28 protein-coding genes are annotated in these 26,837 nt (G+C 67.0%); 23 read left to right on the top strand and 5 right to left on the bottom strand.

Features of this window, described 5'->3' with window-relative positions; all coding sequences use genetic code 11:
- The first annotated feature begins 124 nt into the window (after positions 1-124).
- The 15 genes from secY to ABLE91_RS14160 all read left to right on the top strand — a co-directional run bounded on the left by secY (position 125) and on the right by ABLE91_RS14160 (position 12,869).
- Positions 125-1,459: a preprotein translocase subunit SecY gene (gene secY, locus ABLE91_RS14230; RefSeq protein WP_348931594.1), complete on the top strand. Its 1,335-nt coding sequence runs from the start codon at positions 125-127 to the stop codon at positions 1,457-1,459.
- Positions 1,456-2,040, top strand: a complete 585-nt coding sequence (locus ABLE91_RS14225) for an adenylate kinase (protein WP_348931592.1) — start codon at positions 1,456-1,458, stop codon at positions 2,038-2,040. The genes secY and ABLE91_RS14225 overlap by 4 nt, the downstream gene beginning before the upstream one ends.
- Before the next feature lie 215 nt (positions 2,041-2,255).
- Positions 2,256-2,624 carry a 30S ribosomal protein S13 gene (gene rpsM, locus ABLE91_RS14220; RefSeq protein WP_348931591.1) on the top strand — a complete coding sequence of 123 codons (369 nt, stop codon included), beginning with the start codon at positions 2,256-2,258 and terminating at the stop codon, positions 2,622-2,624.
- A 127-nt stretch (positions 2,625-2,751) separates the two neighbouring features.
- Entirely contained in the window at positions 2,752-3,141 is a 390-nt protein-coding gene (rpsK, locus tag ABLE91_RS14215) for a 30S ribosomal protein S11 (RefSeq protein ID WP_348842236.1), read from the top strand.
- A gap of 127 nt (positions 3,142-3,268) precedes the next feature.
- Positions 3,269-4,294 carry a DNA-directed RNA polymerase subunit alpha gene (locus ABLE91_RS14210; RefSeq protein ID WP_510181949.1) on the top strand — a complete coding sequence of 342 codons (1,026 nt, stop codon included), beginning with the start codon at positions 3,269-3,271 and terminating at the stop codon, positions 4,292-4,294.
- Between the two features lie 75 nt (positions 4,295-4,369).
- A complete protein-coding gene (gene rplQ, locus ABLE91_RS14205; RefSeq protein WP_348931587.1) occupies positions 4,370-4,783 on the top strand; it encodes a 50S ribosomal protein L17 in 414 nt (137 codons plus the stop codon).
- A 125-nt stretch (positions 4,784-4,908) separates the two neighbouring features.
- Entirely contained in the window at positions 4,909-6,330 is a 1,422-nt protein-coding gene (locus ABLE91_RS14200) for a DegQ family serine endoprotease (protein WP_348931586.1), read from the top strand.
- Between the two features lie 29 nt (positions 6,331-6,359).
- Positions 6,360-7,670, top strand: coding sequence for a replication-associated recombination protein A (locus tag ABLE91_RS14195; RefSeq protein ID WP_348931584.1), 1,311 nt, complete (start codon positions 6,360-6,362; stop codon positions 7,668-7,670).
- Between the two features lie 93 nt (positions 7,671-7,763).
- The gene (locus tag ABLE91_RS14190) at positions 7,764-8,750 is read left to right on the top strand and encodes an alpha/beta hydrolase (RefSeq protein WP_348931582.1); all 987 of its coding nucleotides are present in this window, start codon (positions 7,764-7,766) and stop codon (positions 8,748-8,750) included.
- A gap of 40 nt (positions 8,751-8,790) precedes the next feature.
- The gene (gene crcB, locus ABLE91_RS14185; protein ID WP_348931581.1) at positions 8,791-9,174 is read left to right on the top strand and encodes a fluoride efflux transporter CrcB; all 384 of its coding nucleotides are present in this window, start codon (positions 8,791-8,793) and stop codon (positions 9,172-9,174) included.
- Between the two features lie 61 nt (positions 9,175-9,235).
- Complete coding sequence (locus ABLE91_RS14180) at positions 9,236-10,306, top strand: RluA family pseudouridine synthase (protein WP_348931579.1); 1,071 nt, start codon at positions 9,236-9,238, stop codon at positions 10,304-10,306.
- A gap of 180 nt (positions 10,307-10,486) precedes the next feature.
- Positions 10,487-11,038, top strand: a complete 552-nt coding sequence (locus ABLE91_RS14175) for a hypothetical protein (RefSeq protein WP_348931577.1) — start codon at positions 10,487-10,489, stop codon at positions 11,036-11,038.
- Positions 11,035-11,721, top strand: coding sequence for an HAD-IA family hydrolase (locus ABLE91_RS14170; RefSeq protein WP_348931576.1), 687 nt, complete (start codon positions 11,035-11,037; stop codon positions 11,719-11,721). The genes ABLE91_RS14175 and ABLE91_RS14170 overlap by 4 nt, the downstream gene beginning before the upstream one ends.
- Before the next feature lie 26 nt (positions 11,722-11,747).
- On the top strand, positions 11,748-12,518 hold the full coding sequence (locus ABLE91_RS14165; protein WP_348931574.1) for an ATP12 family chaperone protein: 771 nt from the start codon (positions 11,748-11,750) through the stop codon (positions 12,516-12,518).
- Positions 12,519-12,527: 9 nt separating this feature from the next.
- On the top strand, positions 12,528-12,869 hold the full coding sequence (locus ABLE91_RS14160; RefSeq protein ID WP_348931572.1) for a TfoX/Sxy family protein: 342 nt from the start codon (positions 12,528-12,530) through the stop codon (positions 12,867-12,869).
- A gap of 164 nt (positions 12,870-13,033) precedes the next feature.
- Here the strand turns inward: ABLE91_RS14160 and ABLE91_RS14155 are convergent, their stop codons facing one another.
- Positions 13,034-14,560 carry a DEAD/DEAH box helicase gene (locus tag ABLE91_RS14155; protein ID WP_348931571.1) on the bottom strand — a complete coding sequence of 509 codons (1,527 nt, stop codon included), beginning with the start codon at positions 14,558-14,560 and terminating at the stop codon, positions 13,034-13,036.
- 266 nt (positions 14,561-14,826) lie between these two features.
- Between ABLE91_RS14155 and ABLE91_RS14150 the strand changes: the two genes are divergently transcribed.
- Positions 14,827-15,981: an MFS transporter gene (locus ABLE91_RS14150; RefSeq protein WP_348931569.1), complete on the top strand. Its 1,155-nt coding sequence runs from the start codon at positions 14,827-14,829 to the stop codon at positions 15,979-15,981.
- Between the two features lie 5 nt (positions 15,982-15,986).
- Here the strand turns inward: ABLE91_RS14150 and trpE are convergent, their stop codons facing one another.
- Positions 15,987-17,498 carry an anthranilate synthase component I gene (gene trpE, locus ABLE91_RS14145; RefSeq protein ID WP_348931567.1) on the bottom strand — a complete coding sequence of 504 codons (1,512 nt, stop codon included), beginning with the start codon at positions 17,496-17,498 and terminating at the stop codon, positions 15,987-15,989.
- Positions 17,499-17,505: 7 nt separating this feature from the next.
- On the bottom strand, positions 17,506-19,398 hold the full coding sequence (locus tag ABLE91_RS14140; protein WP_348931565.1) for a peptidylprolyl isomerase: 1,893 nt from the start codon (positions 19,396-19,398) through the stop codon (positions 17,506-17,508).
- Positions 19,399-19,552: 154 nt separating this feature from the next.
- Between ABLE91_RS14140 and tpiA the strand changes: the two genes are divergently transcribed.
- Complete coding sequence (gene tpiA / locus ABLE91_RS14135; protein WP_348931564.1) at positions 19,553-20,311, top strand: triose-phosphate isomerase; 759 nt, start codon at positions 19,553-19,555, stop codon at positions 20,309-20,311.
- A 90-nt stretch (positions 20,312-20,401) separates the two neighbouring features.
- On the opposite strand, the gene ABLE91_RS14130 is transcribed toward tpiA, so the two are convergent.
- The gene (locus ABLE91_RS14130; protein WP_348931563.1) at positions 20,402-20,899 is read right to left on the bottom strand and encodes an outer membrane protein assembly factor BamE; all 498 of its coding nucleotides are present in this window, start codon (positions 20,897-20,899) and stop codon (positions 20,402-20,404) included.
- Between the two features lie 171 nt (positions 20,900-21,070).
- Here ABLE91_RS14130 and ABLE91_RS14125 point away from each other — a divergent pair, with 171 nt between their 5' ends.
- The 6 genes from ABLE91_RS14125 (at position 21,071) to ABLE91_RS28955 (ending at position 25,994) form a co-directional block, all read left to right on the top strand.
- Positions 21,071-21,619 carry a ubiquinol-cytochrome C chaperone family protein gene (locus tag ABLE91_RS14125; RefSeq protein WP_348931561.1) on the top strand — a complete coding sequence of 183 codons (549 nt, stop codon included), beginning with the start codon at positions 21,071-21,073 and terminating at the stop codon, positions 21,617-21,619.
- The gene (locus tag ABLE91_RS14120) at positions 21,612-22,127 is read left to right on the top strand and encodes a YceD family protein (RefSeq protein ID WP_348931559.1); all 516 of its coding nucleotides are present in this window, start codon (positions 21,612-21,614) and stop codon (positions 22,125-22,127) included. Before ABLE91_RS14125 ends, ABLE91_RS14120 begins: the two co-directional genes overlap by 8 nt.
- Before the next feature lie 100 nt (positions 22,128-22,227).
- Positions 22,228-23,301, top strand: a complete 1,074-nt coding sequence (gene plsX / locus ABLE91_RS14115) for a phosphate acyltransferase PlsX (RefSeq protein WP_348931557.1) — start codon at positions 22,228-22,230, stop codon at positions 23,299-23,301.
- The gene (locus ABLE91_RS14110; protein ID WP_348931554.1) at positions 23,298-24,272 is read left to right on the top strand and encodes a beta-ketoacyl-ACP synthase III; all 975 of its coding nucleotides are present in this window, start codon (positions 23,298-23,300) and stop codon (positions 24,270-24,272) included. Before plsX ends, ABLE91_RS14110 begins: the two co-directional genes overlap by 4 nt.
- 86 nt (positions 24,273-24,358) lie before the next feature.
- Positions 24,359-24,676 (top strand): integration host factor subunit alpha, encoded by a 318-nt coding sequence (locus ABLE91_RS14105; RefSeq protein WP_348931553.1) that lies wholly within the window; start codon positions 24,359-24,361, stop codon positions 24,674-24,676.
- Between the two features lie 55 nt (positions 24,677-24,731).
- Complete coding sequence (locus ABLE91_RS28955) at positions 24,732-25,994, top strand: MerR family transcriptional regulator (RefSeq protein ID WP_510181948.1); 1,263 nt, start codon at positions 24,732-24,734, stop codon at positions 25,992-25,994.
- A gap of 57 nt (positions 25,995-26,051) precedes the next feature.
- Here the strand turns inward: ABLE91_RS28955 and ABLE91_RS14095 are convergent, their stop codons facing one another.
- Positions 26,052-26,684: a septal ring lytic transglycosylase RlpA family protein gene (locus tag ABLE91_RS14095; protein WP_510181947.1), complete on the bottom strand. Its 633-nt coding sequence runs from the start codon at positions 26,682-26,684 to the stop codon at positions 26,052-26,054.
- Positions 26,685-26,837: the final 153 nt, after the last annotated feature.

Here is a 26,837-nt window from a genome sequence, read left to right as displayed (position 1 = left end):
GGCCTCGTGTGCTGCTTGCGTTTATGACCGTCAGGAAAGATGTGGTGCGTGCCCCTGACGCCGCGCCCTCGCGCCTCACATATATAGGCCGCTCGTTTCAAGAACGGCTCAAGCGGAGCAAGGCATGGTCTCGGCGGCGGAACAACTCGCGGCGAACCTGAATTTCGGCGCCCTCGGCAAGGCCGAAGAACTCAAAAAGCGCATCTGGTTCACCCTCGGCGCGCTCCTGGTCTATCGGCTCGGGACCTATATCCCGCTGCCCGGCATCAATCCCGACGCGCTGCAGGACGTGTTCAAGCACGCGCAGCAGGGGATCATTGGCCTCTTCAACATGTTCTCGGGCGGCGCCGTGCAGCGCATGGCCATCTTCGCCCTGAACATCATGCCGTACATCTCGGCCTCCATCATCATCCAGCTCCTCACCACCGTCTCGCCGACGCTGGAGGCGCTGAAGAAGGAAGGCGAGAGCGGGCGCAAGCAGCTTAACCAGTACACCCGCTACCTCACCGTGATCCTGGCGCTGTTCCAGGCCTACGGCATCTCGGTGGGCCTGGAGAGCTCGGGCACGGTGGTCTCGGATCCCGGCTGGTTCTTCCGCATCTCCACCGTGATCACGCTGACCGGCGGCACCATGTTCCTGATGTGGCTGGGTGAGCAGATCACCTCGCGCGGCATCGGCAACGGCACCTCGCTGATCATCTTCGCCGGCATCGTCGCCGAGCTGCCGGGCGCCTTCGCCCGCACCCTCGAGCTCGGCCGACAGGGCGCCATCTCCACGCCGCTGATTCTCGCGGTGCTGGTCATGGCGGTGCTGATCATCGCCTTCATCGTGTTCATGGAGCGTGCCCAGCGCCGGCTTCTGATCCAGTATCCTAAGCGCCAGGTGGGCAATAAGCTCTATGAGGGCCAGTCCTCGCACCTGCCGCTGAAGCTGAACACGTCGGGCGTCATCCCGCCGATCTTCGCTTCCTCGCTGCTGCTGATCCCGGCGACCATCGGCAGCTTCACGCAGGGCGCGGGCCCCGAATGGTTCAACACCACGACCCGCCTGCTGGGCCACGGCCAGCCGCTCTACATGCTCATGTATGTCGCGCTGATCGTGTTCTTCTGCTTTTTCTACACCGCGATCGTCTTCAATCCGGTGGAGACGGCGGACAATCTGAAGAAGCACGGCGGCTTCATTCCCGGCATCCGGCCCGGCGAGCGGACAGCGGAATATATCGACTACGTGCTCACCCGAATCACGGTCGTGGGTGCGGCATATATCGCAGCGGTATGTCTCTTTCCCGAACTGCTGATATCGTACGCCGCGGTGCCGTTCTATTTCGGCGGAACGTCGCTGCTGATCGTGGTCAGTGTGACCATGGATACGGTGGCGCAGATTCAGGGACACCTCTTGGCTCACCAGTACGAAGGACTGGTCAAGAAAGCCAAGCTGCGTGGGGGGAGACGGAAATGAGGTTGATACTGCTGGGACCTCCCGGGGCGGGGAAGGGAACACAAGCCCATCGGCTGGTGGCCCGGCACGGCATCGTGCAACTTTCGACCGGCGACATGCTCCGCGCCGCAGTGGCCGCGGGCACGCCCATCGGCCAGAAGGCCAAGGCGGTGATGGAGGCGGGCGAGCTCGTTTCTGACGACATCGTCATCGGCATCATCGCCGAGCGCCTTGAGCATGCGGACGCCCGCAAGGGCTTCATCCTCGACGGCTTCCCGCGCACCGTGGCCCAGGCCGAGGCGCTCGACGGCATGCTGGGCGATAAGGGCCTCAAGCTCGATGCGGTGATCGAGCTGGTGGTAGACCAGGCGGCCCTGGTGGATCGCATCATGCGCCGCGCCGAGGAAACCCGCGCGCGGGGCGAGCCGGTGCGCAAGGACGATGATCCGGATGTCTTCAAGCACCGCCTTGATGCCTATAACCGGGACACGGCGGTGGTCGCGCCTTATTACAAGGCGCGCGGCCAGCTTCAGCAGATCGACGGCATGCAGCCCATCGACGAGGTGACGAAGGCCATCTCGGAGGTGCTGGAGACGGTGTGAGCTTCTGCCGCTTGACGTTTCGATGAAAAGCGGCTAGTAGCGCTCCCTCACTTCGCAATCCGTGCGACTTGCTCCTCCTTGGGGAAGGGCAGGGCGTGCGGTTTTGTACATCCTGCAAGGGATGATTCGCTTTCCTCCGCACGGGCCGGCCTCCACCGGACGCGAAGGATCATAACAGCCGCAGGCTTCGGCCGGCGGTCCACATGGAGAGACACGTGGCTCGTATCGCAGGCGTCAACATTCCGACCAACAAGCGCGTGATCATCGCGCTTCAGTACATCCATGGCATCGGCCCCAAGAAGGCCGAGGAGATCGTGACCAAGGTCAACATTCCGGCGGAGCGCCGGGTGAACCAGCTCACCGACCAGGAAGTGCTGCAGATCCGCGAGACCATCGATCGCGATTATATCGTGGAAGGCGACCTGCGCCGCGAAGTGTCCATGAACATCAAGCGTCTCATGGACCTCGGCTGCTATCGCGGCCTGCGCCATCGCCGTGGCCTGCCGGTGCGCGGCCAGCGCACCCACACCAATGCCCGCACCCGCAAGGGTCCGGCCAAGGCGATCGCCGGCAAGAAGAAGTGATCGGCGGCGCGTCCGCCCTTACCGGAAAGGCCGGCTGAGCCCGGCCTTTCTCCTTAAGTCCGCTCAGACCAAGAGCATTGTCCCGAGCGCCTGGAGTTACGGGCGCGCCTGAAGGATCGAAGACAAGATGGCCAAGGAAGCTACCCGCGTTAAGCGCCGCGAACGCAAGAACATCGCCTCCGGCGTTGCGCACGTGAATGCGTCGTTCAACAACACCATGATCACCATCACCGACGCGCAGGGGAACACCATCTCCTGGTCGTCCGCCGGCGCCATGGGCTTCAAGGGTTCGCGCAAGTCGACCCCGTATGCCGCGCAGGTGGCGGCCGAGGACGCGGCCCGCAAGGCCTCCGAGCACGGCATGCGCACCCTGGAAGTCGAAGTCTCCGGCCCCGGCTCGGGGCGTGAATCGGCGCTGCGCGCGCTCCAGGCGGCGGGCTTCCTCGTGACCTCCATCCGGGACGTCACGCCCATCCCGCACAACGGCTGCCGCCCGCGCAAGCGCCGGCGCGTCTGAGCGTACCAGCGGTCCGCCGGCCGAACCCGGCGGGCCTTATGCCCCGTTCCTCCCCCGATTGCGGGACGGGTCGGCGCCTCGAGGTTGAAAAGTCCGTTCGAGTGCCGCGGCCCGGCGAGAAGGCAAGGTGACGCAAGTGATTCAGAAGAACTGGCAAGAGCTGATCAAGCCCGAGAAGTTGCAGGTGAGCGCCGGTCACGACCCAAAGCGCCTCGCCACCGTGGTGGCCGAGCCGCTGGAGCGCGGTTTCGGCATGACGCTGGGCAATTCCCTGCGCCGCATCCTGCTGTCCTCGCTCCAGGGCGCGGCGGTGACGTCGCTGCACATCGACGGCGTGCTGCACGAGTTCTCGTCCATCCCCGGCGTGCGTGAGGATGTGACCGACATCATCCTCAACGTGAAGGACATCGCCATCAAGATGCAGGGCGACGGTGCCAAGCGTCTCGTGGCGAAGAAGACCGGCCCCGGCGTGCTGACCGCCGGCGACATCCAGACCGTTGGCGACATCCAGATCCTGAACCCCCATCTGCCCATCTGCACGCTGGACGACGGCGCGGAGCTGCGCATGGAGTTCACCGTGGACACCGGCAAGGGCTATGTGGCCGCCGACCGGAACCGTCCCGAGGATGCCCCCATCGGCCTGATCCCGATCGATAGCCTCTACTCCCCGGTCCGCAAGGTCTCCTACAAGGTCGAGAACACCCGCGAGGGCCAGATTCTCGACTATGACAAGCTGACCATGCAGATCGAGACCGACGGTTCGATCACGGCCGAGGATGCGCTCGCTTATGCCGCGCGCATCCTGCAGGATCAGCTTGAGATCTTCGTGAACTTCGAAGAGCCCAAGCGCGAGAGCGAGAGCGCCGCCATCCAGGAGCTGCCCTTCAACCCGGCGCTGCTGAAGAAGGTGGACGAGCTGGAGCTGTCCGTTCGTTCGGCCAACTGCCTGAAGAACGACAACATCGTCTATATCGGCGACCTGATCCAGAAGAGCGAGACGGAGATGCTCCGTACGCCGAATTTCGGCCGCAAGTCGCTCAACGAGATCAAGGAAGTGCTGGCCTCCATGGGCCTGCATCTTGGCATGGAAGTGCCGGGCTGGCCGCCGGAGAACATCGAAGAGCTGGCGAAGCGCTTCGAAGATCACTACTGAGCTTTTCCCTTTGCGGCTCGAGCCGCACAACCACACTCGGCTCGACACGCCGTAGGATTTTAGGAGTTCGCCGTCATGCGTCACGGCAAGGTACATCGCAAGTTCAACCGCACCTGGGAACATCGCAAGGCGATGTTCTCTAACCTCGCGGGCGCGCTCATCACCCATGAGCAGATCGTCACCACCCTGCCCAAGGCGAAGGATCTTCGCCCGGTGGTGGAGAAGCTAGTTACCCTCGCCCGCAAGGGCGACCTGCATGCCCGCCGCCAGGCTATTGCCGAGCTGCGCGACCAGGCCGTGGTGAAGAAGCTCTTCGACGTGCTCGCTCCCCGCTACAAGGAGCGTCCGGGCGGATACACGCGGATCGTGAAGGCGGGCTTCCGCTATGGCGATTCGACCCCCGTGGCCGTGATCGAGTTCGTCGATCGCGACGTGGAGGCCAAGGGCGCCGCCGACCGCGCCCGCGCCGAGGCCGCTGCCGCGGCCTGACGGACCCGAAACGACGCTGCGTCGTTGTGAAGGGGCGGCCTTGGCCGCCCTTTTTTCGTTTCAATCCGACGGCAAGCACGGCATACGGCAGCTTTTGTGATGCCCGTCGGCGTCGGGAGGTCGAAATGGGTTCGCGGTTCCTCCGTCTTTGCCTCCTGTCGGTCGTCGCCCTGGCGGCCCAGCCGCTCGGCCCGGCTTTTGCCCAGGATGCTGCGCGTGTCCCCGCATCGCGCTCCGACATCCAGCTTTCGTTCGCGCCGGTGGTGAAGCGCACGGCGCCCGCCGTCGTGAATGTCTATGCCCAGAAGAGCCTTCGGCAGAACAACCCGTTCATGGACGATCCTTTCTTCCGCCGCTTCTTCGGCGGGGGGCCGGGTCTTGGCGGACCGGAGCGGATGCAGCGCTCCCTCGGCTCAGGCGTGATCGTGGATGCGAGCGGGTTCGTGGTCACCAACCATCACGTGGTGGCGGGCGCGGACCAGATCCGCATCGCGCTGAACGATCGGCGGGAGTTCGACGCCGACGTGGTGCTGAGCGACCAGCGCACGGACCTTGCCGTGCTGCGGCTGAAGGGCGACGGCAAGGAGCGCTTCCCCGTCATCGAGCTCGGCAATTCCGATGAGCTGGCGGTGGGCGACCTGGTGCTCGCCATCGGCGATCCCTTCGGCGTCGGCCAGACGGTGACGCAGGGCATCGTCTCGGCGCTGGCCCGCACCCAGATCGGCATCTCCGACTACCAGTTCTTCATCCAGACCGACGCGGCCATCAATCCCGGCAATTCCGGCGGCGCGCTCGTGGACATGGCCGGGCGGCTCATCGGCATCAACACCGCCATCTTCTCCCGCTCCGGCGGCTCTCACGGCATCGGCTTCGCCATTCCCGCCAACATGGTTCGCGTGGTGGTGGAATCGGCGAAGAGCGGGGGCAAGTCCGTGCGGCGGCCCTGGCTCGGCGCCAAGCTCCAGCGGGTGACGCCGGAGATCGCCGAGAGCCTCGGCCTCGCGCGCCCCACCGGGGTTCTGGTGCAGACGGTGGTGGCATCGAGCCCCGCTGCCGATGCGGGGCTGAAGGTGGGGGACCTCGTCGTCGCTGTGGAAGGGCAGGAGGTGGACGACCCCGAATCCCTCGCCTACCGCCTCGCGACGCGGCCCCTCGGCGGCACGGCGCAGATGACGGTGAACCGGCGCGGCAAGGAGAGCCAGCTCTCCATCTCGCTTGCCCCCGCGCCGGAAACGGTGCCGCGCGAGGAGGTGCTGCTGCGCGGCCGCTCGCCCTTCGCCGGGATCAAGGCGGTGAACATCTCGCCGGCCGTGGCCGAGGAATTGCGGCTCGATACGGACGGCACGGGGGTCGTGGTCTCGGATGTCACCGATAATTCGCCCGCCGAGTCGGCGGGCTTCCGGCCAGGCGATATGATTCTCGACGTCAACGGCACCAAGATCGCCAGCACCAAGGATCTGGACAATGCCACCCGCGGCTCGTCCCGCGCGTGGCGCGTGACGGTGATGCGCGGCGGGCGCACCATCACCGCCGTTCTCGGAGGCTGAGCCCGCGCGTTGCGCGGAAAAGGAAGGTCATGAGCACTTTGTTCGAGGCGGCCGGGCTTGAGGTGGGTGCGCCGCGCCCGCTCGCCGACCGCCTGCGCCCCCAGCGCCTCGACGAGGTGGTGGGGCAGGACCATCTGGTGGGGCGGGACGGCATCCTGACCCGCATGGTGGAATCCCGCTCGCTCGGCTCCCTCATCCTGTGGGGCCCGCCGGGCACCGGCAAGACCACCGTGGCGCGGCTGCTCTCCCATGTTACGCAGCTTCATTTCGAGCAGATCTCGGCCATTTTCTCGGGCGTCGCTGACCTGAAGAAGCTGTTCGAACAGGCCCGGTTCCGCCGCTCCACGGGGCAGGGGACGCTGTTGTTTGTGGACGAGATCCACCGCTTCAACCGCGCCCAGCAGGACAGCTTCCTCCCCGTGATGGAGGACGGCACGGTGATCCTGGTGGGGGCGACCACCGAGAACCCGTCCTTCGAGCTGAATGCCGCGCTTCTCTCCCGCGCCAGGGTGCTGGTGTTCCAGCCGCTGGACGATGTGGCCATCTCGCGCCTCATCGCGCGTGCCGAGGAGCTGGAAAAGCGTCCTTTGCCGCTGGACGAGGACGCCCGTGCCTCCTTGCTGCGCATGGCGGACGGAGACGGGCGGGCGGCGCTGACGCTTCTGGAAGAGGTGTGGCGCGCGGCACGGCCGGGCGAGGTGTTCGACGCGGCTGGCTTGCAGGAGGTGGTGCAGCGGCGCGCGCCCATCTACGACAAGAGCGAGGACGGCCACTACAACCTCATCTCCGCGCTCCATAAGGCGGTGCGCGGCTCGGACCCCGACGCTTCCCTCTATTATCTCGCGCGCATGCTGGACGCCGGGGAGAACCCGCTTTTCCTTGCCCGCCGCCTGGTGCGCATGGCGGTGGAGGATATCGGCCTCGCCGATCCCAATGCGCTCACCGTGGCCAATGCGGCGAAGGACGCCTACGACTTCCTGGGCTCGCCGGAGGGTGAACTGGCGCTGGCGGAAGCGGCCGTCTACCTCGCCACGGCGCCGAAATCCAACGCTGTCTACACCGCCTGGAAGGCTGCAGTGCGCGCGGCCAAGGAGGGGGGCTCGCTAATGCCGCCCAAGCACATTCTCAACGCGCCCACCAAGCTGATGAAGAACGAGGGCTACGGCTCCGGCTATCGCTATGACCATGACGAGCCGGACGCCTTCTCCGGCCAGAACTATTTCCCCGAGCAGCTGGGACGGCAGAGCTTCTACCACCCCGTGGAACGCGGCTTCGAGCGCGAGGTGAGAAAGCGCATGGAATACTGGGCGAAGCTGAGGGCGGAGCGGGGAGAGGGGTGATCCCTTCGCGTTCCCATAGGCATTTTTGAAGCGCGGGTCTGAACCTGTGCTCTAAACCTGTTTCAGTTCCGTGCCTAACCCCTGGAGCATGCCGTGTCCGCTGCCCCTCCCTCCGACACCTTCACCGTCCGCGACATGGGCAGCTTCCATATCGGCGGCGAGATCGTCAGCCTCGCGGGCATGCCCCAGCGCCATCGCATCAGCACGCCCGGCGGCCCGGTGCGGCCCATCGAGCAGAATGGCGAGATGGCGGTTGGGCAGATGTATGTCCAGTATGTGCGGCTCGCCGCGCCGCGCTCGCCGGTGCCCGTCCTCATGTGGCACGGCGGGGGAATGACCGGGGCCAATTGGGAAGGGACGCCGGACGGGCGGCCCGGATGGCAGACGATCTTCCTGCGCGCGGGCCTCGACGTGTTCGTCTCCGATGCCGTGGAGCGGGGCAGGGCGGGGTTTGCGCCATCGCCGGAGATCTACCCGGAAGCCCCCTTCTTCCGCACGGCGGAGGAGGCATGGACCGAGGTGTTCCGGTTCGGCCCGCACGGCTCCTACCACAAGGACCCGGCCTTGCGCCGCGCCTATCCCGGCTGCCGCTTCCCGCTGAAGGATTTCGACGCCTTCATGAAAAGCTGCGTGCCACGCTGGAGCTGCAACGACGAGCGCACGCAGACGGCCTACGACGCGCTGGTCGCGCGCATGGATCATTGCGTCCTGCTCATGCACAGCCAGGGCGGCAGTTTCGGCTTCCACGCCGCGCTCCACGCGCCGGAGAAGGTGAAGGCGGTGATGGCGCTGGAGCCCTCGGGCGCGCCCGATCCCACGGTGGAGGATGCGGGCAGGCTGGCCGGCGTGCCGCATCTCTTCATCTGGGGCGACCATCTCGGCGGCAGCGAGTTCTGGGTCCAGTACCGGCCCAATGTGGAGCGCTGGGCGGATGCGCTCGCCAAGGCCGGCGTGCCGGTGGAATGGATCGACCTGCCGGCGCGCGGCATCACGGGCAACAGCCACGCTTTGATGATGGACGACAACAGCGACGAAATCGCGCGTATGGCTTTGGACTGGCTCTCTGGGCACGGGCTCTAGGACTGGGCAGGATAAGGCGGACTGTGAGCGGGGGCGGGGCATGACGTCGGCATTGGTGGTGTTCCTGGGCGCCGGGGTCGGCGGCCTCATGCGTCATCTGGCGAACCTCGCCGGCGTGCGGCTGCTGGGCATGGTGGAGTTTCCTTACGTGACCATGGCGGTGAACGTGACGGGCTGCTTCGTCATGGGCGCCTTCACCGCCTGGTTCATGGTGAAGATGGGCGCCATCCCCCAGCCCGTGCGGCTGTTCCTGACCACGGGAATGCTGGGCGGCTACACCACCTTCTCCACCTTCTCGCTCGAATTTGCGGTGCTGGTGGAGCGCGGCGCGCTCGGCTATGCGGCGGCTTACGCGCTCGGGTCGCTGGTGCTGTGCCTCATCGCCGTCTTCGCCGGTCTTTTCCTGGTTCGGGCCTTTTCGTGACAGAGCGAACCGCCCGCATTAGAAGGGGCGGTTCAATCCGACCGTAGCGAGGGGCCGGCCAATGGCGGTCGAGGTGAAACAGGTAAGCGCGGACGAGACGGGCATGCGCCTCGACCGCTGGTTCAAGGCCCATTATCCGGATCTGTCCTTCGGCCACCTCCAGAAGCTGGTGCGCACCGGGCAGGTTCGCGTGGACGGCGGGCGGGTTAAGACGTCCACCCGCCTGGAAAGCGGGCAGAGCGTGCGCGTGCCGCCACTGGGCGGCGAGGCCGGTGCAGAGCCGGAAGCTGGCGCAGAGGCGCAACCGGGATCAAAACCGGCCGGCGCACCCAAGGCCGGCAGCACGCCCAATTCCGGCGCCGTGCCGAAGGCGGGCGGCGCGGCTAAGGTTTCGGATCTCGATTTCCTGCGCTCCATCACCTTGTTCGAGGACAAGGACGTGATGGTGCTGAACAAGCCCTTCGGCCTTGCGGTGCAGGGCGGCTCGGGCACCTACAAGCACATTGACGGCATGCTGGAGGTGCTGCGGGACAAGGACGGCCAGAAGCCCCGCCTCGTCCACCGCATCGACAAGGACACATCCGGGTGCCTGCTGGTGGCGAAGTCGCGCCTCGCCGCCTCGGTGCTCGCGAAAAGCTTCCGCTCCCGGGAAGCGCGCAAGATCTATTGGGCGCTGGTGCCCGGCGTGCCCAAACCGCGCCAGGGGCGCATCTCCACCTATCTCGCCCGCGAGGAAGCGGAGGAGCGCATGCGCGTCGCCCGCCATGGCGAGGATGAGGCGAGCCACGCCATCACCTATTACGCCGTGGTGGACCAGGCGGCGCAGAAGATGAGCTGGATCTCGCTGAAGCCGGTGACCGGCCGCACCCACCAGCTGCGCGCACACATGGCCCATATCGGCCATCCCATCGTCGGCGACCCGAAATATTTCGACATCGAGAACTGGGAATTTCCGGGCGGGCTCCAAAAACGACTGCACCTGTTGGCGCGGCGGATCGTCATCCCGCATCCGCGCGGGACGGGCACCATCGACGTCTCCGCGCCCCTGCCGCCGCACATGGCGCAGTCCTGGGCGGTGCTTGGCTTCGACGCCTCGCAATACGACCCGATCCTGGAAGCGCCGGAAGAGTGAAGCCAACCCCATGGTGGCGCTTGGCTTTCCGCAAGGGCGTTCCCCCGGGCGGCAAAGCAGGCTAAAGGCTGGGTTGGAGTGTAAGGGAGGTGATGCATGAGCCGACTGCCAGACCGGTGCCCCGGCTGCGGAGCGGATGTGCATCCCAAGGCACATGAATGCCCGGACTGCGGAGCCGCCTTGCACCGCAGATCCTCCCTTCTCCCCATCCTGGTGGGCGCGGGCGGCGTTGTGGTGGCGCTGCTTGCCGGCGCGGGCGTGTGGCTGGTGCTGAGCCCCGGTGGGCCTCCGGCGCAGCAGCAGGCGGCGGCGCCCGTGCCGCAGGACATCGTCCCGTCGCTGCAGATATCTCCCACCGTTCCCACGCTTCCGGGCGGCCCCGCCGCATTGCAGGGTCCGCCGTCGGACGAGGCGCCCCTGCCGCTTCCCCATGTGGGCCCCAACGTGGCGATGCCGTCGGCGGATGAGCCGGCGCGCAAGGACTATGCCCGCACCACGCAGGAGAATTTCGTCCGGAACGGCCTCGACCTGAAGGTGGCCGCAACTGGGCCGCAGGCCACGGTGATGAGCATCGCCTTCACGTTCCCCGCCAAGACGGCGGTGGAATTGATCGCCTCGGGCCCATTCCCGCGGCAGTGCAAGACGCGCGGCTTCACCGCCATCGCCTTCACGGACCCCACGGGTGCGTCCTGGACCTACGACCTTTCGACCGACAAGCTGACCCAGAAATGAGCGCCGCCGATCTCAAGCTGGTTTTGTTCGATTGCGACGGCACTCTGGTGGACGGGCAGCACCTGATCGTCTCCGCCATGTCGGCGGCGTATCGCGCACATGGCATCGCGGTGCCGCCGCGCGAAGTGATCCTGTCCGTGGTGGGCCTCTCGCTGCCGGAAACCTTCGCCGTGCTCTCGAGCGGCGATCCCGCCTTTCCCGTCGAAATCATGGTGGAGGCCTACAAAAACGCCTTCCACCAATTGCGCGCGTCTGAGCCCACAGAGCCCATGTTCGCGGGCATGCGCGATGCGGTGGATCTGGTGCGCGGGGAACCGGGCACGCTGCTGGGCATCGTCACCGGCAAGTCGCAGCGCGGCGTCAAGCGTGTCCTGCAGGAGCACGCCATGGAAGGCTGGTTCTCCACCATCCAGACCGCTGACGACGCGCCCTCCAAGCCCCACCCTGCCATGGTGCACCAGGCCATGGCGGAACTGGGCGGCATGGCGGGGGCAACAGTGGTGGTGGGCGATACCACTTATGACATGCAGATGGCGAAGGCGGCGGGCGCCTGGGCGGTGGGGGTCACCTGGGGCTATCATCACCACAGCCAGCTTGTGGCCGCCGGCGCCGACATGCTGGTGGAGGATGCGGCGGCGCTCCCTGCTGCGGTGAGCACGCTGCTCGCCCGCGCGGCCGCCTGAGCCGCGACAGATCGAAGGAGCCTGCCATGCGCGATCTCGTAGATGGAACCGGCGACGCTCCGGACCCGGCCGGCGCTGTGCGGGCCGCCCAGCGCCAGGCACTCCCCAAGCGTTTTTATACCGAGGTCTCGGTGGGGGAGGGCGAGGACGGGTTATTCCGCGTGCTGCTCGACGGGCGGCCCGTGCGCACGCCGGCGCGGGCGCTGCTGGCCGTTCCTTCCCGTGCTCTGGCCGAGGCGCTGGCCGAGGAATGGGCGGCGCAGAAGGATGAGATTGATCCCTTCAGCATGCCCCTGACGCGCCTTGTGAATGTGGCGCTCGACGGCGTGGCGGCAGATCCCGAGGCGTCGGCGGAGGAAATCGTGCGCTATGCCGGCACCGATCTTCTCTGTTATCGCGCCGAGGGCCCGGACCGCCTGGTGACGCGCCAGGGGGAGCATTGGGACCCGGTTCTGGACTGGTTCCGCACCGCCCACGGCGCGCGCTTCATGCTGAGCGCGGGCATTCGCCATGTGGAGCAGCCGGCGGAAACGCTGGCCCGCATCGCCGCACTCGTGCCGCGCGATCCCCTGCGGCTCGCGGCGGCGGCATCCCTCACCACGCTGATGGGCTCCGCGCTGCTTGCGCTGGCGCTGGTGCACGGGCGGCTTTCGGCAGACGAAGCCTGGGCGGCGGCCCATGTGGACGAGGACTGGAACCGCGAGCAATGGGGCGAAGACGAACTCGCCACCGCCCGGCGCGTGGCGCGGGAGGCGGAGATGCAGGCGGCCGTGCGGCTGCTGCGCCTCGTGGGCTGACCAAAAACCATGCTGAACGAGGACGAACTCGCTGATCTGTTCGCCGCCTTCGGCCCGGTGCGCTCGCGGCGCATGTTCGGCGGGGCCGGGCTCTATGCCGAGGGGGTCATGTTCGCCATCGATACGGGGGAAGGGGTTTTCCTCAAGGCCGACGCCGCGTTTGCGGCGGATCTGGAGGCACGCGGCTGCGCGCGCTTCACCTATCTCGCGAAGGGGCGGCCCATGAGCCTGCCCTATTGGTCGCTGCCGGAAGAGGCCCTGGATTCGCCGGAAGAAATGGCCGAGCTGGCGCGGCGGGCCTTGGCGGTGGCGCGGGCGAGCGCGGTGAAGAAGAAGACACGAAAGGCCTGAGGCCGATCCACCTTCAGAAATGAGCGGGCTGGCGCCTTTTCATATCGTCATCCCCGGACTTGATCCGGGGATCCCCTGGGAGGCTTGGTCCGCCCGCTCCCGAGGGAGATGGCCGGATCAAGTCCGGCCATGACGACCCTAAAGTCATTCCCCGGACAAGAAACTCAGCCCGCCTTCACCCGCACGGGGCGCAGAAGGAAGGCCGGCAGGTGGGACATGTCCGCAGGCTCGTTCGCCGAGCGGTCGTGCTCGCGGCGCGGCGGGCGGCTTTGCCGGGCCGCGACGGGTGCGTCGTGGTGGTCCGCCGGCTCGGCCGCGCGCGGCGGCCGTGAACGTTCGCGGACTTCCCCGCCTTCCGCATGTTCGGCACGGCGCTCACGATTGGGAGCGCGTTCGCGCGCAGGCCCACGTTCGCGTGCGGGCGAATTTTCCCGCTCGGGAGCCCGCTCCCGGTCGGGCGAGGGTCCGCGCTCGCGATCCCTGCCGCCGCGCCCGGAGGCCCGGTTCTTCTCGCTGCGGCCACCACCGCGCTTGTCATCGCGGCGTGCGCGGGCCGGCGCTTCGCCCAAGGGCTCGCCGCTCCACGGGATCGGGTTGCCGATGAGCTTCTCGATGGCCGCCAGGGACTTGTTGTCCTCATGGGTCATGATGGAGATGGCGCTGCCGGAGCGCCCGGCGCGGCCGGTCCGGCCGATGCGGTGGACATAGTCCTCCGCATGATGGGGCACGTCATAATTGAAGACGTGGCTCACGGCGGGAATGTCGAGGCCGCGTGCCGCGACGTCGGATGCCACCAATATGGTCGCCTCGCCGCTGCGGAACTGGTCCAGCGCCTGGGTACGGGAATGCTGGTCCATGTCGCCGTGCAGGCACACGGCGTTGAAGCCGTGCTTCTGGAGCGAGCGGTGGAGCACGGCCACCTCGCGCTTGCGGTTGCAGAAGACGATGGCGTTCTGCAGGCCGTCCACGCTGCGGATGAGTTCGCGCAGCACGTCGCGCTTCTCGTAATCCTCGCTGCCGGAGGCCACGAGCACCTGCGTGACCGTGGTGGCGGTGGAGGCGGGCTTGGAGACCTCGACCCGCACCGGATTGGAGAGGAATTGCGACACCAGCCGCTGGATTTCCGGCGGCATGGTCGCGGAGAAGAACAGAGTCTGCCGGGTGAAGGGCACCAGCTTGCAGACGCGCTCGATGTCCGGGATGAAGCCCATGTCCAGCATGCGGTCGGCCTCGTCGATGACGAGCACCTCGATGCCGGAGAGCAGGAGCCGGCCGCGCTCCACATGGTCGAGCAGGCGGCCGGGGGTGGCAATCAGCACGTCCACGCCGCGCAGCAGCTTGGAATCCTGGTCGCCGAAGGAGACGCCGCCAATGAGGAGGGCGACGTTGAGTTTATGGTTCTTCCCGTAGCGGACGAAGCTCTCTTCCACCTGGGCGGCGAGTTCGCGGGTCGGCTCAAGGATGAGTGTGCGCGGCATGCGCGCCCGCGCCCGGCCCTGCTCCAGGAGCGTGAGCATAGGCAGCGTGAAGGCGGCGGTCTTGCCGGTGCCGGTCTGGGCCAGTCCGAGCACGTCGCGCCGGGCGAGAACGTGCGGAATGGCCTGGGCCTGGATAGGTGTGGGCGTGGTGTAGCCCGTCGCCTCTACGGCCGAGAGGACTTTTTCACTCAGGCCGAGTTCGGAAAATGACATTGCGTCGCTTATTGCGGCAGCGCCCCGCCTATCGCGCGCCCCATGCCGAACGGGGCTGTGCGAGTGGTCGTCGTTCGGCGCGCTTGGATTCGATAAAGCTCGGACGACGCCTTGCAAAATAAGGATTTTGTGCACCGTGTCAATGCACGCCAGCGAGAGCGTGCCATGCGCCCAGCGTGGGCATGCCCCAGCGGCCATGATCCACATTGCCTTGACAGGAGGCAGACGAAAGAGAATGTAAGGTCGCCTTCCTTTTTCCAGCGAAAATGCCCTTCACCCTCATCCTTGGCTTTGCCGGCTTCGCAAGCGCCTTTTCCATGCGCGCAGTGGAGCCGACGCTGAACCTCATCGCTGCTGACCTCGAAGTGACGCTGCAACAAGCGGCGTTGCTATCGTCAGCCTTTGCCGCGCCTTATGCCATGACGCAGCTGCTGTTCGGGCCCATCGGCGATGCCGTGGGCAAGGTGCGGCTGATCCGTGTCACGCTGGCGATGCTCACCATTTGCCTCGTCGCCTGCGCCCTCGCGCCCTCGCACAGCTTCCTCATGGTGGCGCGCGTCCTGACCGGCGCGTGGGCGGGCGGCATCATCCCGGTGTCCTTCGCGCTGGTGGGCGATCGCTTCTCTTTCGCCGAGCGGCCCGCTGCGCTGGGGCGCATCCTGATGCTCATCGTGCTGGGGCAGCTCAGCGGCGCCGCCATATCGGGCGTCATCGCCACGGCTTTCGGCTGGCGCGCGGTGTTCTGGGTGTCGGTCGCGCTCACTCTGGTCGCCACCGTCGCCATGATGACGTTCGTCAGCGAGACGGCCGTGCGGCAGAAGCTGTCCTTCGGCGATTCCCTCGCGAAGTACCGCGTGGTGCTTCAGAATCCGGTGTCCATCCGCCTGTTCATCATCGTCGCCATAGAGGGCGCGCTGATCTTCGGCTGCTTCCCGTTCGTGGCCGCCCACATGATCGACCACGGCTTCGGTGGCGCGCTGGAGGCGGGGATCTCGCTGGGCGCCTTCGGGGTGGGCGGCATCCTCTACACCATCTTCGTCACCCCGGTCCTGCGCACTCTCGGCTTGCCGGGCATGGCTGCGGCGGGCGCGCTGATGGCGGGGGGCAGCTTCATCCTGATCGCCGAGGTGCCGTTCCTGCCCGCGGTGGTGGTGCTGTTCGCCATGGGCGGGTTCGGCTTCTACATGATCCACAACATGATCCAGATCATGGCCACCGAGCTGGTGCCCACCGCGCGCGGGTCCAGCGTCGCGCTCTATGCGACGAGCTTCTGGACCGGCCAGGCGTCGGGGGCCGCCATTGCCGCGCAGGTGGTGCCGTTCATCGGCCCGAGCGGCATGTTCATCGGCGCCGGCATCGGCCTCTTGGCGCTGGCGTGGCCCGCCGCGCAGCTGGCGCGGCGGTCGCAAAAGGCGGGGTGAGGGGCCTACTGCCCCCGGTTCGCCCGGGCGGCGAAGCGCACGGCTTCTTCGCCCGCGCGGAATAGGGCCTTGGCCTTGTTCACGCATTCCTGGTGCTCGCTGACGGGCACGGAATCGTAGACCAGCCCGGCGCCCGCCTGGACATACATGCGCCCGTCCTTCACCACCGCGGTGCGCAGGACAATGCAGGTGTCCATCTCGCCATTGGCGCCGAAATAGCCGATGGCGCCGGCATAGATGCCGCGCTTGTCCTTCTCCAGCTCGTCGATGATCTCCATGGCCCGCACCTTGGGCGCGCCGGAGACCGTGCCGGCCGGGAAGCCTGCCGCCAGCGCATCGAGGGCATCGAATCGATTGTCGATGCGCCCTTCCACGTTGGAGACGATGTGCATCACCTGGCTGTAGCGCTCGATGAAAAAGCTGTCGGTGACCTCGACGGTGCCGATCTGCGAGACGCGCCCGGCATCGTTGCGGCCGAGATCCAGCAGCATGAGATGCTCGGCCCGCTCCTTGGGATCGGCCAGCAGCTCGGCCGCCAGGGCATCGTCCTCGCCCGGGGTCGCGCCGCGCCGGCGCGTGCCGGCGATGGGGCGGATGGTGACCTTGCCGCCCCGCAGCCGCACCAGGATCTCGGGGCTGGAGCAGACCACCGAGAACCCCTCGAAGTTCAGATAGACCAGGAAGGGCGCGGGATTGATGCGCCGCAGGGCGCGATACAAGGCGAAGGGCGGAAGCGTGAAGGGGCTCTCGAAGCGTTGGGAGAGCACCACCTGGAAGACATCGCCGGCGCGGATATATTCCTTCGCCTTGTCCACCATGGCGCAGAATTCGGCCTCGCCGGTGTTGGAGGTCGCCTCCACATGGCCATGGAACGGCTCGGGCGCGGGATGGGCCATGGGCCGGTCGAGGGCGGCGACGATGCCGTCCAGCCGCTCCAGCGCCGCCTCGAACGCCGCCTTGGCGGGCACGCCCGGCTGCGGGCGCACCGGTGTCACCGCCGTGAGCTCGTCCTTCACCGCGTCGAACACCACCATGATGGTGGGGCGGATGAGGAGAGCCTCGGGCACGCCGATGGGATCGGCCTTGGCCGGGCCGAGCCGCTCCATCTGACGGACCATGTCGTAGCCGAGATAGCCGAACACCCCGGCCGCCATGGGCGGTGCGCCTTCGGGAAGGGGAATGGCCGATTCGGCCAGCAGCGCGCGCAGCGCGGCCAGTGGCGGCTCGGGGCAGGGGACGAAGGTGAGCTTGTCCGTCAGGGCCTGCCGGTTGATCTCGGCCCTGTTGCCATTGGCGCGCCAGATCACGTCCGGGTCGAGCCCGATCATGGAATAGCGACCGCGCGTCTCCCCGCCTTCCACCGATTCCAGCAGGAAGGCGTTGGGCTTTTCGCCGGCGATCTTCAGGAAGGCGGAAACCGGGGTCTCCAGGTCCGCGATCAGCGTGGTGGAGACCACCTGCGCTTCGCCCTGCGCGTAGCGCCGGGCGAAGCCATCGAAATCGGTGGGCGCGTTCATGGGGCGCTCACTGCCCGCTGCCGACGGCGCTCTGGAACGAGCGCTCGTTGACATAGACGCCGACTTCCTTGCGCAGGCCGTCCACATACTGGGCGAGAAGATCGTTCTCCATCTGCTGGGCGATCTGCCCGGCCACCTGCTCGTCGGCGGGGCCTGCGGGAGGCACCGTCACCTTGGTCACCTGGAAGATCAGGCGCTCGGTGGGGACGGTTCCGGGCGCGGTGCCGGAGGCGCCGGCCTTCACATCGAAGATGCGGTTCAGGGCGTCGGTGGAGAAGTCGGCGCCGGCACGACCGCGCTGGAGGCCGTCAGCAGTCTTCACCTCGAGATTCGCCCCCGCAGCAACCTCCGCCAGGGGCTTTCCGCCCTGGACGGCGTCGAGCAGTTCCTTGGCCTTGGCCTCCACGGCTTTCACCGTCTCCTCCTCGGTCCAGCGGGCGCGCACCTGATCCTTCACCTCGTCGAACGGCCGCTCGCGAGAGGGAGTGACCTCCAGCACGTCGTACCAGACATAGCCACCGTTCTGGGGCAGCTGCACGGCATCGGTCTCAACGCCGGGCTGGGTGGCGAATGCGCCGCCCACCACTTCGGCGCGGGCGGGAATGTCGGTGACCTCTGCGCCCGTGGGATCGCGGCCGGAGCGGTCCACGGCGTCCACCGTCTCAAGGGGGAGGCCGAGCTTCTGGGTCAGCTCGGTTAGGGTCGAGCCGGAAGCGCGCTCGTCCTCGATGGCGTCGTGCTTGTCCAGCAGGTCGCGGCGGGCGCGATCGACGGCAAGTTCCTGGCGAAGCTGGTTCTGCACCTGCTCGAACGGCTGCTGCTGGCCGGGCTCGATCTTGACCACATGGACGAGGGCCGAGCCAAAGGCGCCGGGAATGGGCCCGCTCGTACCGTCGGCCGGCAACGAGAAGGCGGCCTCGGCGATCTTCGGATCGATCAAATCGGCCTTGGTGACGAGGCCGAGGTCCACGTCCTTGGCGGTAAGCCCGCGTGCGGCGGCAATGTCGAGGAAGCTCGCGCCGGCTTTGATCTTGTCGTCCGCCGCCTGGGCGTCCGCCGCATTGGAGAAGACGATCTGCTGAACCTGGCGCCGCTCGGCGGTGCCGAAGCGGGCGGGGTTGCTGTCATAAGCCGCCTTCGCGTCCGCGTCCGAAACCTGGACCCACTGCGCGAGCGAGGCGGGCGTGAGCGCGAGCAGCGCCATCTTGCGGTATTCCGGCGCGCGGAAGGTGATCTTGTGCGCGTCGTAGAATGCCCGGAGTTGCTCCTCGGTCGGCTCGGGCAAGGTGCCCGCCGCCGCCGGCGTGATGGCTACATAGGCGATGTCGCGCTGCTCGCTCTCATAGCGGTGCAGCGCGTCGCGCAGGACCGCAGGGACCGAAATCTCGCCGCCGAGCGATTCGACGATCTCCTGGCGCAGCACCCGCTGCTTCTCCATGGCGATGAAGCGGGTCTCATTGAGGCCGTTGGCGCGCAGGAGCTGCTCGAAATAAGCCGGCTCGAATTCCGCTGCACCGGGGCGCCGGAAGGCGGGATTGGCGCGAATCTCGCGGGCGATCTCGTCATCGGACAAAGCAAGGCCGCGCCGCTTGATGTCGTCGTCCAGCGCCGCCTCGGCGATCATCTGGTTGAGGATCTGCCGGTCGAGCCCGAAGGCGCGGGCCTGGTCCGGGGTAATAGCGCGGCCAGTCGAGCGGCTGATGCGCTGGATCTGGTCGAGATATTGCTGTCGGAAGGCGGCCACGGGAATTTCCGTATCGCCGACCTTGGCCACGGCGCTGGTGCCATAGCCGCGGAAGACGTCCGCAATGCCCCAGATGACAAAGCTGACGGTGAGGACGATGAGGAAGGCTTTGGCGATGAGCCCGGAGGCGCCCTTGCGGAGAGTCTGGAGTACCATCTTGCTTCTGATCGGAGGAGCGCGGGCAACCCGGCGCGGAAGGCGCGCATCATAGGGAGGGGGGAGGCTTGCCGCAACGGACCGGAAACGTTGAGTTTGCAGCCGACCCAAGGCTCTGCTAACGCACGGAAACTCATTAATTCAGGAGGTCCGAATGCCTGTCGCCCGCCGTCCGCTCGTCGCCGGAAACTGGAAGATGAACGGGTTGAGGCATTCAGGCGCGGAACTTCTCGCCATGATCGAGGGGTGCGGCGCGCCCCTCGCGGAGAAGGTGGACCTGCTGATCTGCCCGCCCGCGACCCTTTTGGCGCAGTTCGCGGCCGAGGCGGCGGGCTCGCCCATCGCCGTCGGTGGACAGGACTGCCACAAGAAGGCCTCCGGCGCCCATACCGGCGATGTCTCCGCCGAGATGCTGGCCGATGCCGGGGCGCGCTTCGTGATCGTCGGCCACAGCGAGCGCCGCTCGGACCATCAGGAGAGCGACGAGACGGTGCGCGCAAAGGCGCAGGCTGCCTGGCGCACTGGCCTCACGGCTATCGTCTGTGTCGGCGAGACCCAGGCCCAGCGCGAGGCGGGGGAGGCGCTGGCCGTGGTGGCGGCGCAGGTGCGCGGCTCGGTGCCGGACGGCGCGAGTGCCGATACGCTCGTGGTCGCCTATGAGCCGGTCTGGGCCATCGGCAGCGGGCTCGTGCCTACGGTTGAGGATGTGGAGGAGATGCACGGGGAGATTCGCCGCGTGCTGTCCGAACGGGCCGGCGCCGAGGCGGCGCGCGTGCGAATCCTCTATGGCGGCTCGGTAAAGCCTGAGAATTGCACCGCGCTCCTCAATGCCGCCGACGTGGACGGCGCCCTGGTGGGCGGGGCGAGCCTGAAGGCGGGCGATTTCCTCGCCATCGCCCGCGCCTATCTCTAGAGCCAAATCCACCTGCCTGGGATCGCCTTGCGATTCCAGGCAGGCGGTAAATTTGCCGCTCATCAATAAGTTAGACGGCGATCCACGTCCTTAGAGGCCGCCGGGGCTGGCGGTGAAGTTGGTGGCGTTGATGAGTTGCTTCAGCACGCTCAGCTCTTCGCCGGAGGTGGGCGTGGTCTGCGAGACGAAGTCGAAGATCTTGCCGTCCTTCAGCCCGTAATTGGCGATGCGGCTGACACGCCGGTCCTTGCCGAAATAGATGGCGAGCACCTTTTGGTCGGTGATTTCCGGCTTCAGGAACGCCACCTTCTTTTCGGTCTGCGAGATATAATAGAAGACGTCGCCCTGAACGGTGGCGACGGTGGAGGGGGTGCCGAGCACCAGGAGGACCTGCTCCTGGCTGGAGCCCACGGGCACCTGTTCCAAGGCGCCTTCGCTCAACACATAGCCGCGCTGATAGGTGCGCACGACGCCGCTGAGGCTCGTGCCGGCGCCGCCCACCAAATTGATGCCGCCCGTATTGCCGCAGCCCGAAAGCAGCCCCGCCATCAGCAGGGCGCAGACCGCCAGTCGGCCCGATCCGGCCATGGGTTCAAGTTCCGATGACGCCACGCCACATCCCTCGTCTTCGCTACACCCAGCCCGCGCTGCACCTGCAACGCTTGCAACGGCGACCTCGGCACGCTACGCCGCTTGTCGTTCCAGGCTCGCGCCTCGGCGTCCGCGTCCGGCAGCCAACCCGCAAACCGTCAAGATATGATGTTCAGCCTGTTCCGCCGACACCAGCCACAACCCACCATCGAGCGCCTGTATGGCGCGATCGTGGCGCAAGCACGACGGCCGGCCTTCTACACCGACTTCACCGTCCCCGATACTATCGAGGGGCGGTTCGAGTTGCTATTGCTCCACACTTTCCTGGTCTGCCATCGCCTGAAGGGCGAGAGCGAGGAGGCGCGCGCGGTGTCCCAGGAGGTGTTCGATGCCTTTCTGGACGACATGGACCGCACGCTGCGCGAGATGGGCGTCGGCGACCTCACGGTTCCCAAGCGCATGAAGAAGATCGGTCAGGCCTTCTACGGCCGCACCGCCGCTTATGACGCTGCGCTGGCGGAGGGAGCGGACGCGCTGACCCTCGCTCTTGCCCGAAACGTCCTGGAGCGCGAGCCGGCGGATGCCGAGGCGGCCATGCTGGCCGCCTATGTGCGCGAATCCGTTACAAAGCTTTCCGCAACGCCGTTCGCGGACCTGATGCGCGGCGAGGCGCTGTTCCCCATCCCCGATTCCAACCAGGACCGGGTCCATGCCTGACATACCCTATTCCCATATCGTCCGCGTGGCGGAGCTGCCATCCGAGGGGGTGGCCGTGCATCTCGAGCCGGACGCGCGCACGCTGGCGGAGCTTGCCCGCCATGTGGACCTCATCGCCCTTCACGCGCTCGCCGCCGACCTGAAGGTGGTGCCGACGGCGGGGGACGGCGCCCAGGTGACCGGCCGGCTCACCGCCGAGGTGCGGCAAATGTCCGTCGTCTCGCTCGAACCTTTCGACAGCCGGATCGAGGAAGAGGTGGACGTGCTCTTCATGCCCGAGAGCGAAGCCACCGCCGCGCCCGAAACGGAAGAGGGCGATCCCGACTATGATCCGCCCGACCCGCTGGTGGACGGCAATATCGATCTTGGCGCCATCGTCACCGAATTCCTGGCCCTCGGCATAGACCCTTATCCCCGCCGGCCGGGCGAGGTTTTCGAGGCGCCGGAAGAGGATGAGGCCGCGGCCTCGCCGTTCGCCGCGCTCGCCCGATTGAAGGACAAGCCTTGAGACCTCACGCGCGCAGTTGCGGCTGGCATCCGAGCCGCTATTGTCCCGGCGCGCGCGCCCTCGGGCGCCCGACGCAGATGCAACCGGAACCCCTGCCCGAATGAGCGTGCCCGTCCGTATATCGATCGACGCCATGGGCGGGGACCATGGACCCGAGGTCGTGCTCGCCGGCGTCGCCATCGCGCAGGCCCGGCATCCCGATGCCAATTTCATCCTGTTCGGCGATGAGCCGCGCCTTCAGCGCATCCTCGCCGGGCACCCGGCGCTCGCCGCCGCCTCCCGCATCGTCCACACCGAGATCGTGGTGGGCATGGACGACAAGCCGAGCCAGGCGCTGCGCAATGGCCGCTACAAGTCCACCATGTGGCGCTGCATTGATGCGGTGAAGACGCACGAGGCGGACGCCGCGGTCTCCGCCGGCAATACCGGCGCGCTGATGGCCATGGCCAAGTTCAACCTGCGCACCATGCCGGGCATCGGCCGCCCCGCCATCGCCGCCATCTGGCCGACCCTGCGCGGCGAGAGCATCGTCCTCGACATGGGCGCCTCCATCGGCGCCACCGCCCAGAGCCTCGTCGAGATGGCGATCATGGGCGCGGCCATGGCGCGCACCATCTTCGACATCCCCCAGCCCAGCGTCGGCCTGCTCAATGTGGGCGTCGAGGAGATCAAGGGCGTCGAGGAGGTGAAGGAAGCCGGGCGCATCCTGCGCGAGGACACCCATCCCGACATGCGCTACCACGGCTTCGTGGAGGGCAATGACATCGGTGCCGGCACGGTGGACGTGGTGGTGGTGGAAGGCTTCTCCGGCAATATCGCACTGAAGACTGCCGAAGGCACCGCCAAGCAGATTGCCACCTATCTGCGCGCCGCCATGGGGCGCACCTGGCGCGCGCGCATCGGCTATCTCTTGGCGCGCGACGCCTTCAAGATGCTGCGCGAGAAGATGGACCCCCGCCGTTCCAACGGTGGCGTCTTCCTCGGCCTCAATGGCGTCGTCATCAAGAGCCATGGAGGCGCCGACGCCGAGGGGTTCGCGTCAGCGGTGGACCTCGGCTACGACATGGTGCGTCACCAATTGCTGACGCGGATCGAAACCAGCCTCCTCAGCCGCCTGCCCGCCGAGGCGGGATCCGGCGCGACGGTGGCTGCGGAAGCGGAAGGCCAATCGTGAGCGTCATCAGGTCCGTGGTTCGTGGCACTGGTTCCTATCTTCCACAAAAAGTCGTCACGAATGCCGAGCTCGCTCAGCAGGTGGATACATCTGACGAGTGGATCGTGCAGCGAACGGGTATCCGCGAGCGCCATATCGCCGCGGATGGAGAGCTGACGTCCGATCTCGGCCGCGCCGCCGCGGCGCGGGCGCTGGAAGATGCGGGTCTCGAGGCCGGCGACATCGACCTCGTCATTCTCGCCACCTCGACGCCCGACCAGACCTTTCCCGCCACGGCCGCGACCATCCAGGCCGAGCTTGGCATCGAGCGCGGGGCGGCCTTTGACCTCCAGGCGGTCTGCTCCGGTTTCGTCTTCGGTCTCGCCACCGTCGATGCCCATTTGCGCGCGGGCGCGTTCAAGCGGGCGCTGGTGATCGGCGCCGAGACCTTCTCGCGCATCCTCGACTGGGAAGACCGTGGCACCTGCGTGCTGTTCGGCGACGGGGCCGGCGCGGTTGTGCTGGAAGCCGTGCCCGAGGCGAAGAGCGAGGGCAGGGGAGTTCTCACCACCCATTTGCGGACCGATGGCCGCCATCGGACCAAACTGTTCGTGGATGGGGGCCCGTCCTCCACCGGAACGGTGGGCCATCTGCGCATGGAAGGCCGCGAAGTCTTCCGCCACGCGGTCGGCATGATCACCGACGTGATCGAGGACGCATTCGCGGCCACGGGAGAGAGCGCTGCGACCATCGACTGGTTCGTCCCTCACCAGGCGAATCGCCGAATTATCGATGCCAGCGCGCAAAAGTTGCATATTGCGCCCGAGAAGGTGGTGACAACGGTCGACCGCCACGGTAATACCTCTGCCGCTTCCATACCGCTGGCGTTGGATGTTGCCCGCAAAGACGGGCGCATCGGGAAGGGCGACCTCGTTCTTTTGGAGGCTATGGGTGGCGGGTTCACCTGGGGTTCAGCCCTGGTGCGATGGTAATAAGTCATTAATGACATTGACCTGTCTTGTTCTGAGTGGATACGTTCGACAGTTGCTGCCTTTCTCTCATGGGGCCGGGGAGACATATGGCTGGGAAGACCGTCACGCGTGCCGATTTGTGCGAAGCCGTGTATCAGCAGGTTGGGCTGTCGCGCACTGAATCGGCGGCCCTCGTGGAGTCCGTTTTGGGTGAGATCGCAGACTGTCTTGCCCGCGGCGAGACGGTGAAGCTCTCGTCGTTCGGCTCCTTCGTCATCCGTGAAAAAGGGCAGCGGATCGGCCGCAACCCGAAGACCGGTGAAGAAGTCCCCATCGAACCGCGCCGGGTCATGGTCTTCAAGCCATCCAGCATCTTGAAGAATCGCATAAACGGGCGCACAGCAGACGACATGGAGCGTGATTGACGCTCGCCAGTGACGGTGCCTGTCCATAGGCACTGCTGACGGGGACGCGAAGCACGTGGCAGAGAGGCCCTCGGACAAGTCGCCCGACGCCTTCCGCACCATCAGCGAGGTGGCGGACCATCTCGACCTTCCCCAGCACGTGCTGCGGTTCTGGGAAACCAAGTTCTCGGAAATCAGGCCCGTCAAGCGTGCCGGCGGGCGTCGCTTCTATCGCCCCGACGATATCGACCTGCTTCGGGCCATCCGGCATCTGCTCTACAGCGAGGGCTATACGATCAAAGGTGTGCAGCGCATCCTGAAGGATCATGGCCCGCGTTACATCCAGGCCATGGGCGGCGATTTGCTGGAAGGCCGCGCGGTGGCGCCGCCCGCGAAAGCTGCCCCCGAGGCGCCGGCCGGTGCCGGGCGTGGCGGCATCCTCGGCCTTCTGCCGCGTCGCAAGGAGCGCCCGGCCGCGCCGGAGCTATTCGAAGAGCCGGACGTGGCCGAGCCCGGCTTCATGGACGAGCCGCCCCTTCCCCTTCCGGCGCGCGAGCCGCAGTTCGACGCCTTCCTGCCCGGCTTCGACACGCAGGCGCCCCGCACCCAGGCGCGCGCCGTCCGCGAGCCCACCATTGCGCGTAATGTCGAGCCAGCCGCCGAATTCGACGATGAGGAGCCGGAGCCCTCATATCAGGAGTGGCAGCCCCCGCGCGAAGCTTCGGATGTCCGGCGCGATCCGCCTTTCACGGCGGAGAAGGCAGCCCCGCCCGCCCCGCCGGTGGCGCGGCGCCCTTCGCGTGGACCGGCGTCCCGGGTTCCGGAGGCACCGCCTTTGCCCGAACTGGAGGACCCCCTGCTTCCGTTCTTCGACGACGACACGCTCGCTCCGCCCGTCGACAACATCTCCGAGCCGCTCGATGCGCGCATCCGCCGCCTGAAGGATCATGTGCCGCCGCCCGGCCCGCCGGAGGAATACATCCCCGCCCGTGCGCGCCACCGTGCGACGGACCGGGACGAGCCGACGCAGGCACCGCGCGTGGGTCCGCTGACCGGCGTGTTCGACGATCTGGAAGAGAGCCGGGAAGCCTGGATCCACGCCGCCGACGATGAGGAGCAGGACGGGCATCGCATGCCGCCCGAGCCCCGGCGCCATGGGCCGCCGGAGCAGTATCTGCCGCCGCATCTGCGCTCCGAGCCGCGCCTTGCGGCAGCGCCGCCCCATCCGCCCCAGCCGGTCTTGTCCCGGGAGGACGTCAGCCGCCTCCAGGCAGCGCTCTACGAGCTCGGCGAATGCCGGCGCCTGATGACGGCGGCGCTGGAGCGGGAAGCGAACTAGCGAAGCGCGCGGAGCGCTCCGCCCGAAGGCAGAACGCGTCTTTTCCTCAATCCACCGTCACTCGGCCGGCTGCGCCTGCGCGGGCGGCTGTACGCCGGGGGAGGGCAGAAGGGTCCAGCCGCCATTCTCGGTGGGTGCGGCGGGTTTCGCCGCGACGGGGGCGCTGGCGGGAGCGTCCGGCTCCGGCTTCTCCACAATGGAGGCCACTTGCGTCTTCGGTGCGGTCTTCGGCTTGGAGGCGGCGGCCGTCTTGGGCGATGCGTCCTCTGCCTTGGGCGCCGTCTGTGCCTTGCCGGAATCAGGCGTTTCCGTGGCGGCGAGTTCGGTATCGCGGCCCATGACCGCGACGTTTACGCGGGTGATTCCATGGCCGGTGAAGCCGAGTTCCGAGGCTGCGGCGCGGGAAACGTCGATGATGCGACCCCGCACGAACGGGCCGCGATCATTGATGCGTACGACCACCGAGCGGCCGTTGCGAAGGTTGGTGACCTTCACCTTGGTGTTGAAGGGCAGCGAGCGATGAGCAGCGGTTAAGGCACTGGCATTGAACCGTTCTCCACTCGCCGTGCCTTTGCCCTGCCAGTAGTAGGACGCCATGCCGGTTTGACCGACATCAGCAAGCGCGGGTTGAGTTAGGGCGCCCATTGTAAGGGCGAACGATGCAAACAGAATCCCCTTCCCGTTCACCATTCCCACGACCTCCTTGTTGTTGATGGAAGTCCGCCTAATGACGAGGCAATAGGGCAGGAATGTCACCCGCTACAGGCGAAAAGAAGGCAGGTTCCACTGGGCCGGGAAGAAGTGAGCGGTTTCGTGTGATATACAAGCGCCTGCGACAAATTC

It is taken from the genome of Aquabacter albus, assembly GCF_040049275.1.
In the GTDB taxonomy this organism is placed as follows: domain Bacteria; phylum Pseudomonadota; class Alphaproteobacteria; order Rhizobiales; family Xanthobacteraceae; genus Aquabacter.
The sequence above is the reverse complement of the archived record's forward strand: the minus strand, read 5'-3'. Positions and strand labels throughout refer to the sequence as shown.

What these genes read in the sequence shown, in the direction of transcription:
- secY (WP_348931594.1), top strand. Translation starts at nt 125, where the DNA reads ATGGTCTCGGCGGCGGAACAACTCGCGGCGAACCTGAATTTCGGCGCC.
- ABLE91_RS14225 (WP_348931592.1), top strand. Translation starts at nt 1,456, where the DNA reads ATGAGGTTGATACTGCTGGGACCTCCCGGGGCGGGGAAGGGAACACAA.
- rpsK (WP_348842236.1), top strand. Translation starts at nt 2,752, where the DNA reads ATGGCCAAGGAAGCTACCCGCGTTAAGCGCCGCGAACGCAAGAACATC.
- rplQ (WP_348931587.1), top strand. Translation starts at nt 4,370, where the DNA reads ATGCGTCACGGCAAGGTACATCGCAAGTTCAACCGCACCTGGGAACAT.
- ABLE91_RS14200 (WP_348931586.1), top strand. Translation starts at nt 4,909, where the DNA reads ATGGGTTCGCGGTTCCTCCGTCTTTGCCTCCTGTCGGTCGTCGCCCTG.
- ABLE91_RS14195 (WP_348931584.1), top strand. Translation starts at nt 6,360, where the DNA reads ATGAGCACTTTGTTCGAGGCGGCCGGGCTTGAGGTGGGTGCGCCGCGC.
- crcB (WP_348931581.1), top strand. Translation starts at nt 8,791, where the DNA reads ATGACGTCGGCATTGGTGGTGTTCCTGGGCGCCGGGGTCGGCGGCCTC.
- ABLE91_RS14180 (WP_348931579.1), top strand. Translation starts at nt 9,236, where the DNA reads ATGGCGGTCGAGGTGAAACAGGTAAGCGCGGACGAGACGGGCATGCGC.
- ABLE91_RS14170 (WP_348931576.1), top strand. Translation starts at nt 11,035, where the DNA reads ATGAGCGCCGCCGATCTCAAGCTGGTTTTGTTCGATTGCGACGGCACT.
- ABLE91_RS14165 (WP_348931574.1), top strand. Translation starts at nt 11,748, where the DNA reads ATGCGCGATCTCGTAGATGGAACCGGCGACGCTCCGGACCCGGCCGGC.
- ABLE91_RS14160 (WP_348931572.1), top strand. Translation starts at nt 12,528, where the DNA reads ATGCTGAACGAGGACGAACTCGCTGATCTGTTCGCCGCCTTCGGCCCG.
- ABLE91_RS14155 (WP_348931571.1), bottom strand. Translation starts at nt 14,560, where the DNA reads ATGTCATTTTCCGAACTCGGCCTGAGTGAAAAAGTCCTCTCGGCCGTA.
- ABLE91_RS14150 (WP_348931569.1), top strand. Translation starts at nt 14,827, where the DNA reads ATGCCCTTCACCCTCATCCTTGGCTTTGCCGGCTTCGCAAGCGCCTTT.
- trpE (WP_348931567.1), bottom strand. Translation starts at nt 17,498, where the DNA reads ATGAACGCGCCCACCGATTTCGATGGCTTCGCCCGGCGCTACGCGCAG.
- ABLE91_RS14140 (WP_348931565.1), bottom strand. Translation starts at nt 19,398, where the DNA reads ATGGTACTCCAGACTCTCCGCAAGGGCGCCTCCGGGCTCATCGCCAAA.
- tpiA (WP_348931564.1), top strand. Translation starts at nt 19,553, where the DNA reads ATGCCTGTCGCCCGCCGTCCGCTCGTCGCCGGAAACTGGAAGATGAAC.
- ABLE91_RS14130 (WP_348931563.1), bottom strand. Translation starts at nt 20,899, where the DNA reads ATGGCCGGATCGGGCCGACTGGCGGTCTGCGCCCTGCTGATGGCGGGG.
- ABLE91_RS14125 (WP_348931561.1), top strand. Translation starts at nt 21,071, where the DNA reads ATGTTCAGCCTGTTCCGCCGACACCAGCCACAACCCACCATCGAGCGC.
- ABLE91_RS14120 (WP_348931559.1), top strand. Translation starts at nt 21,612, where the DNA reads ATGCCTGACATACCCTATTCCCATATCGTCCGCGTGGCGGAGCTGCCA.
- plsX (WP_348931557.1), top strand. Translation starts at nt 22,228, where the DNA reads ATGAGCGTGCCCGTCCGTATATCGATCGACGCCATGGGCGGGGACCAT.
- ABLE91_RS14105 (WP_348931553.1), top strand. Translation starts at nt 24,359, where the DNA reads ATGGCTGGGAAGACCGTCACGCGTGCCGATTTGTGCGAAGCCGTGTAT.
- ABLE91_RS14095 (WP_510181947.1), bottom strand. Translation starts at nt 26,684, where the DNA reads ATGGTGAACGGGAAGGGGATTCTGTTTGCATCGTTCGCCCTTACAATG.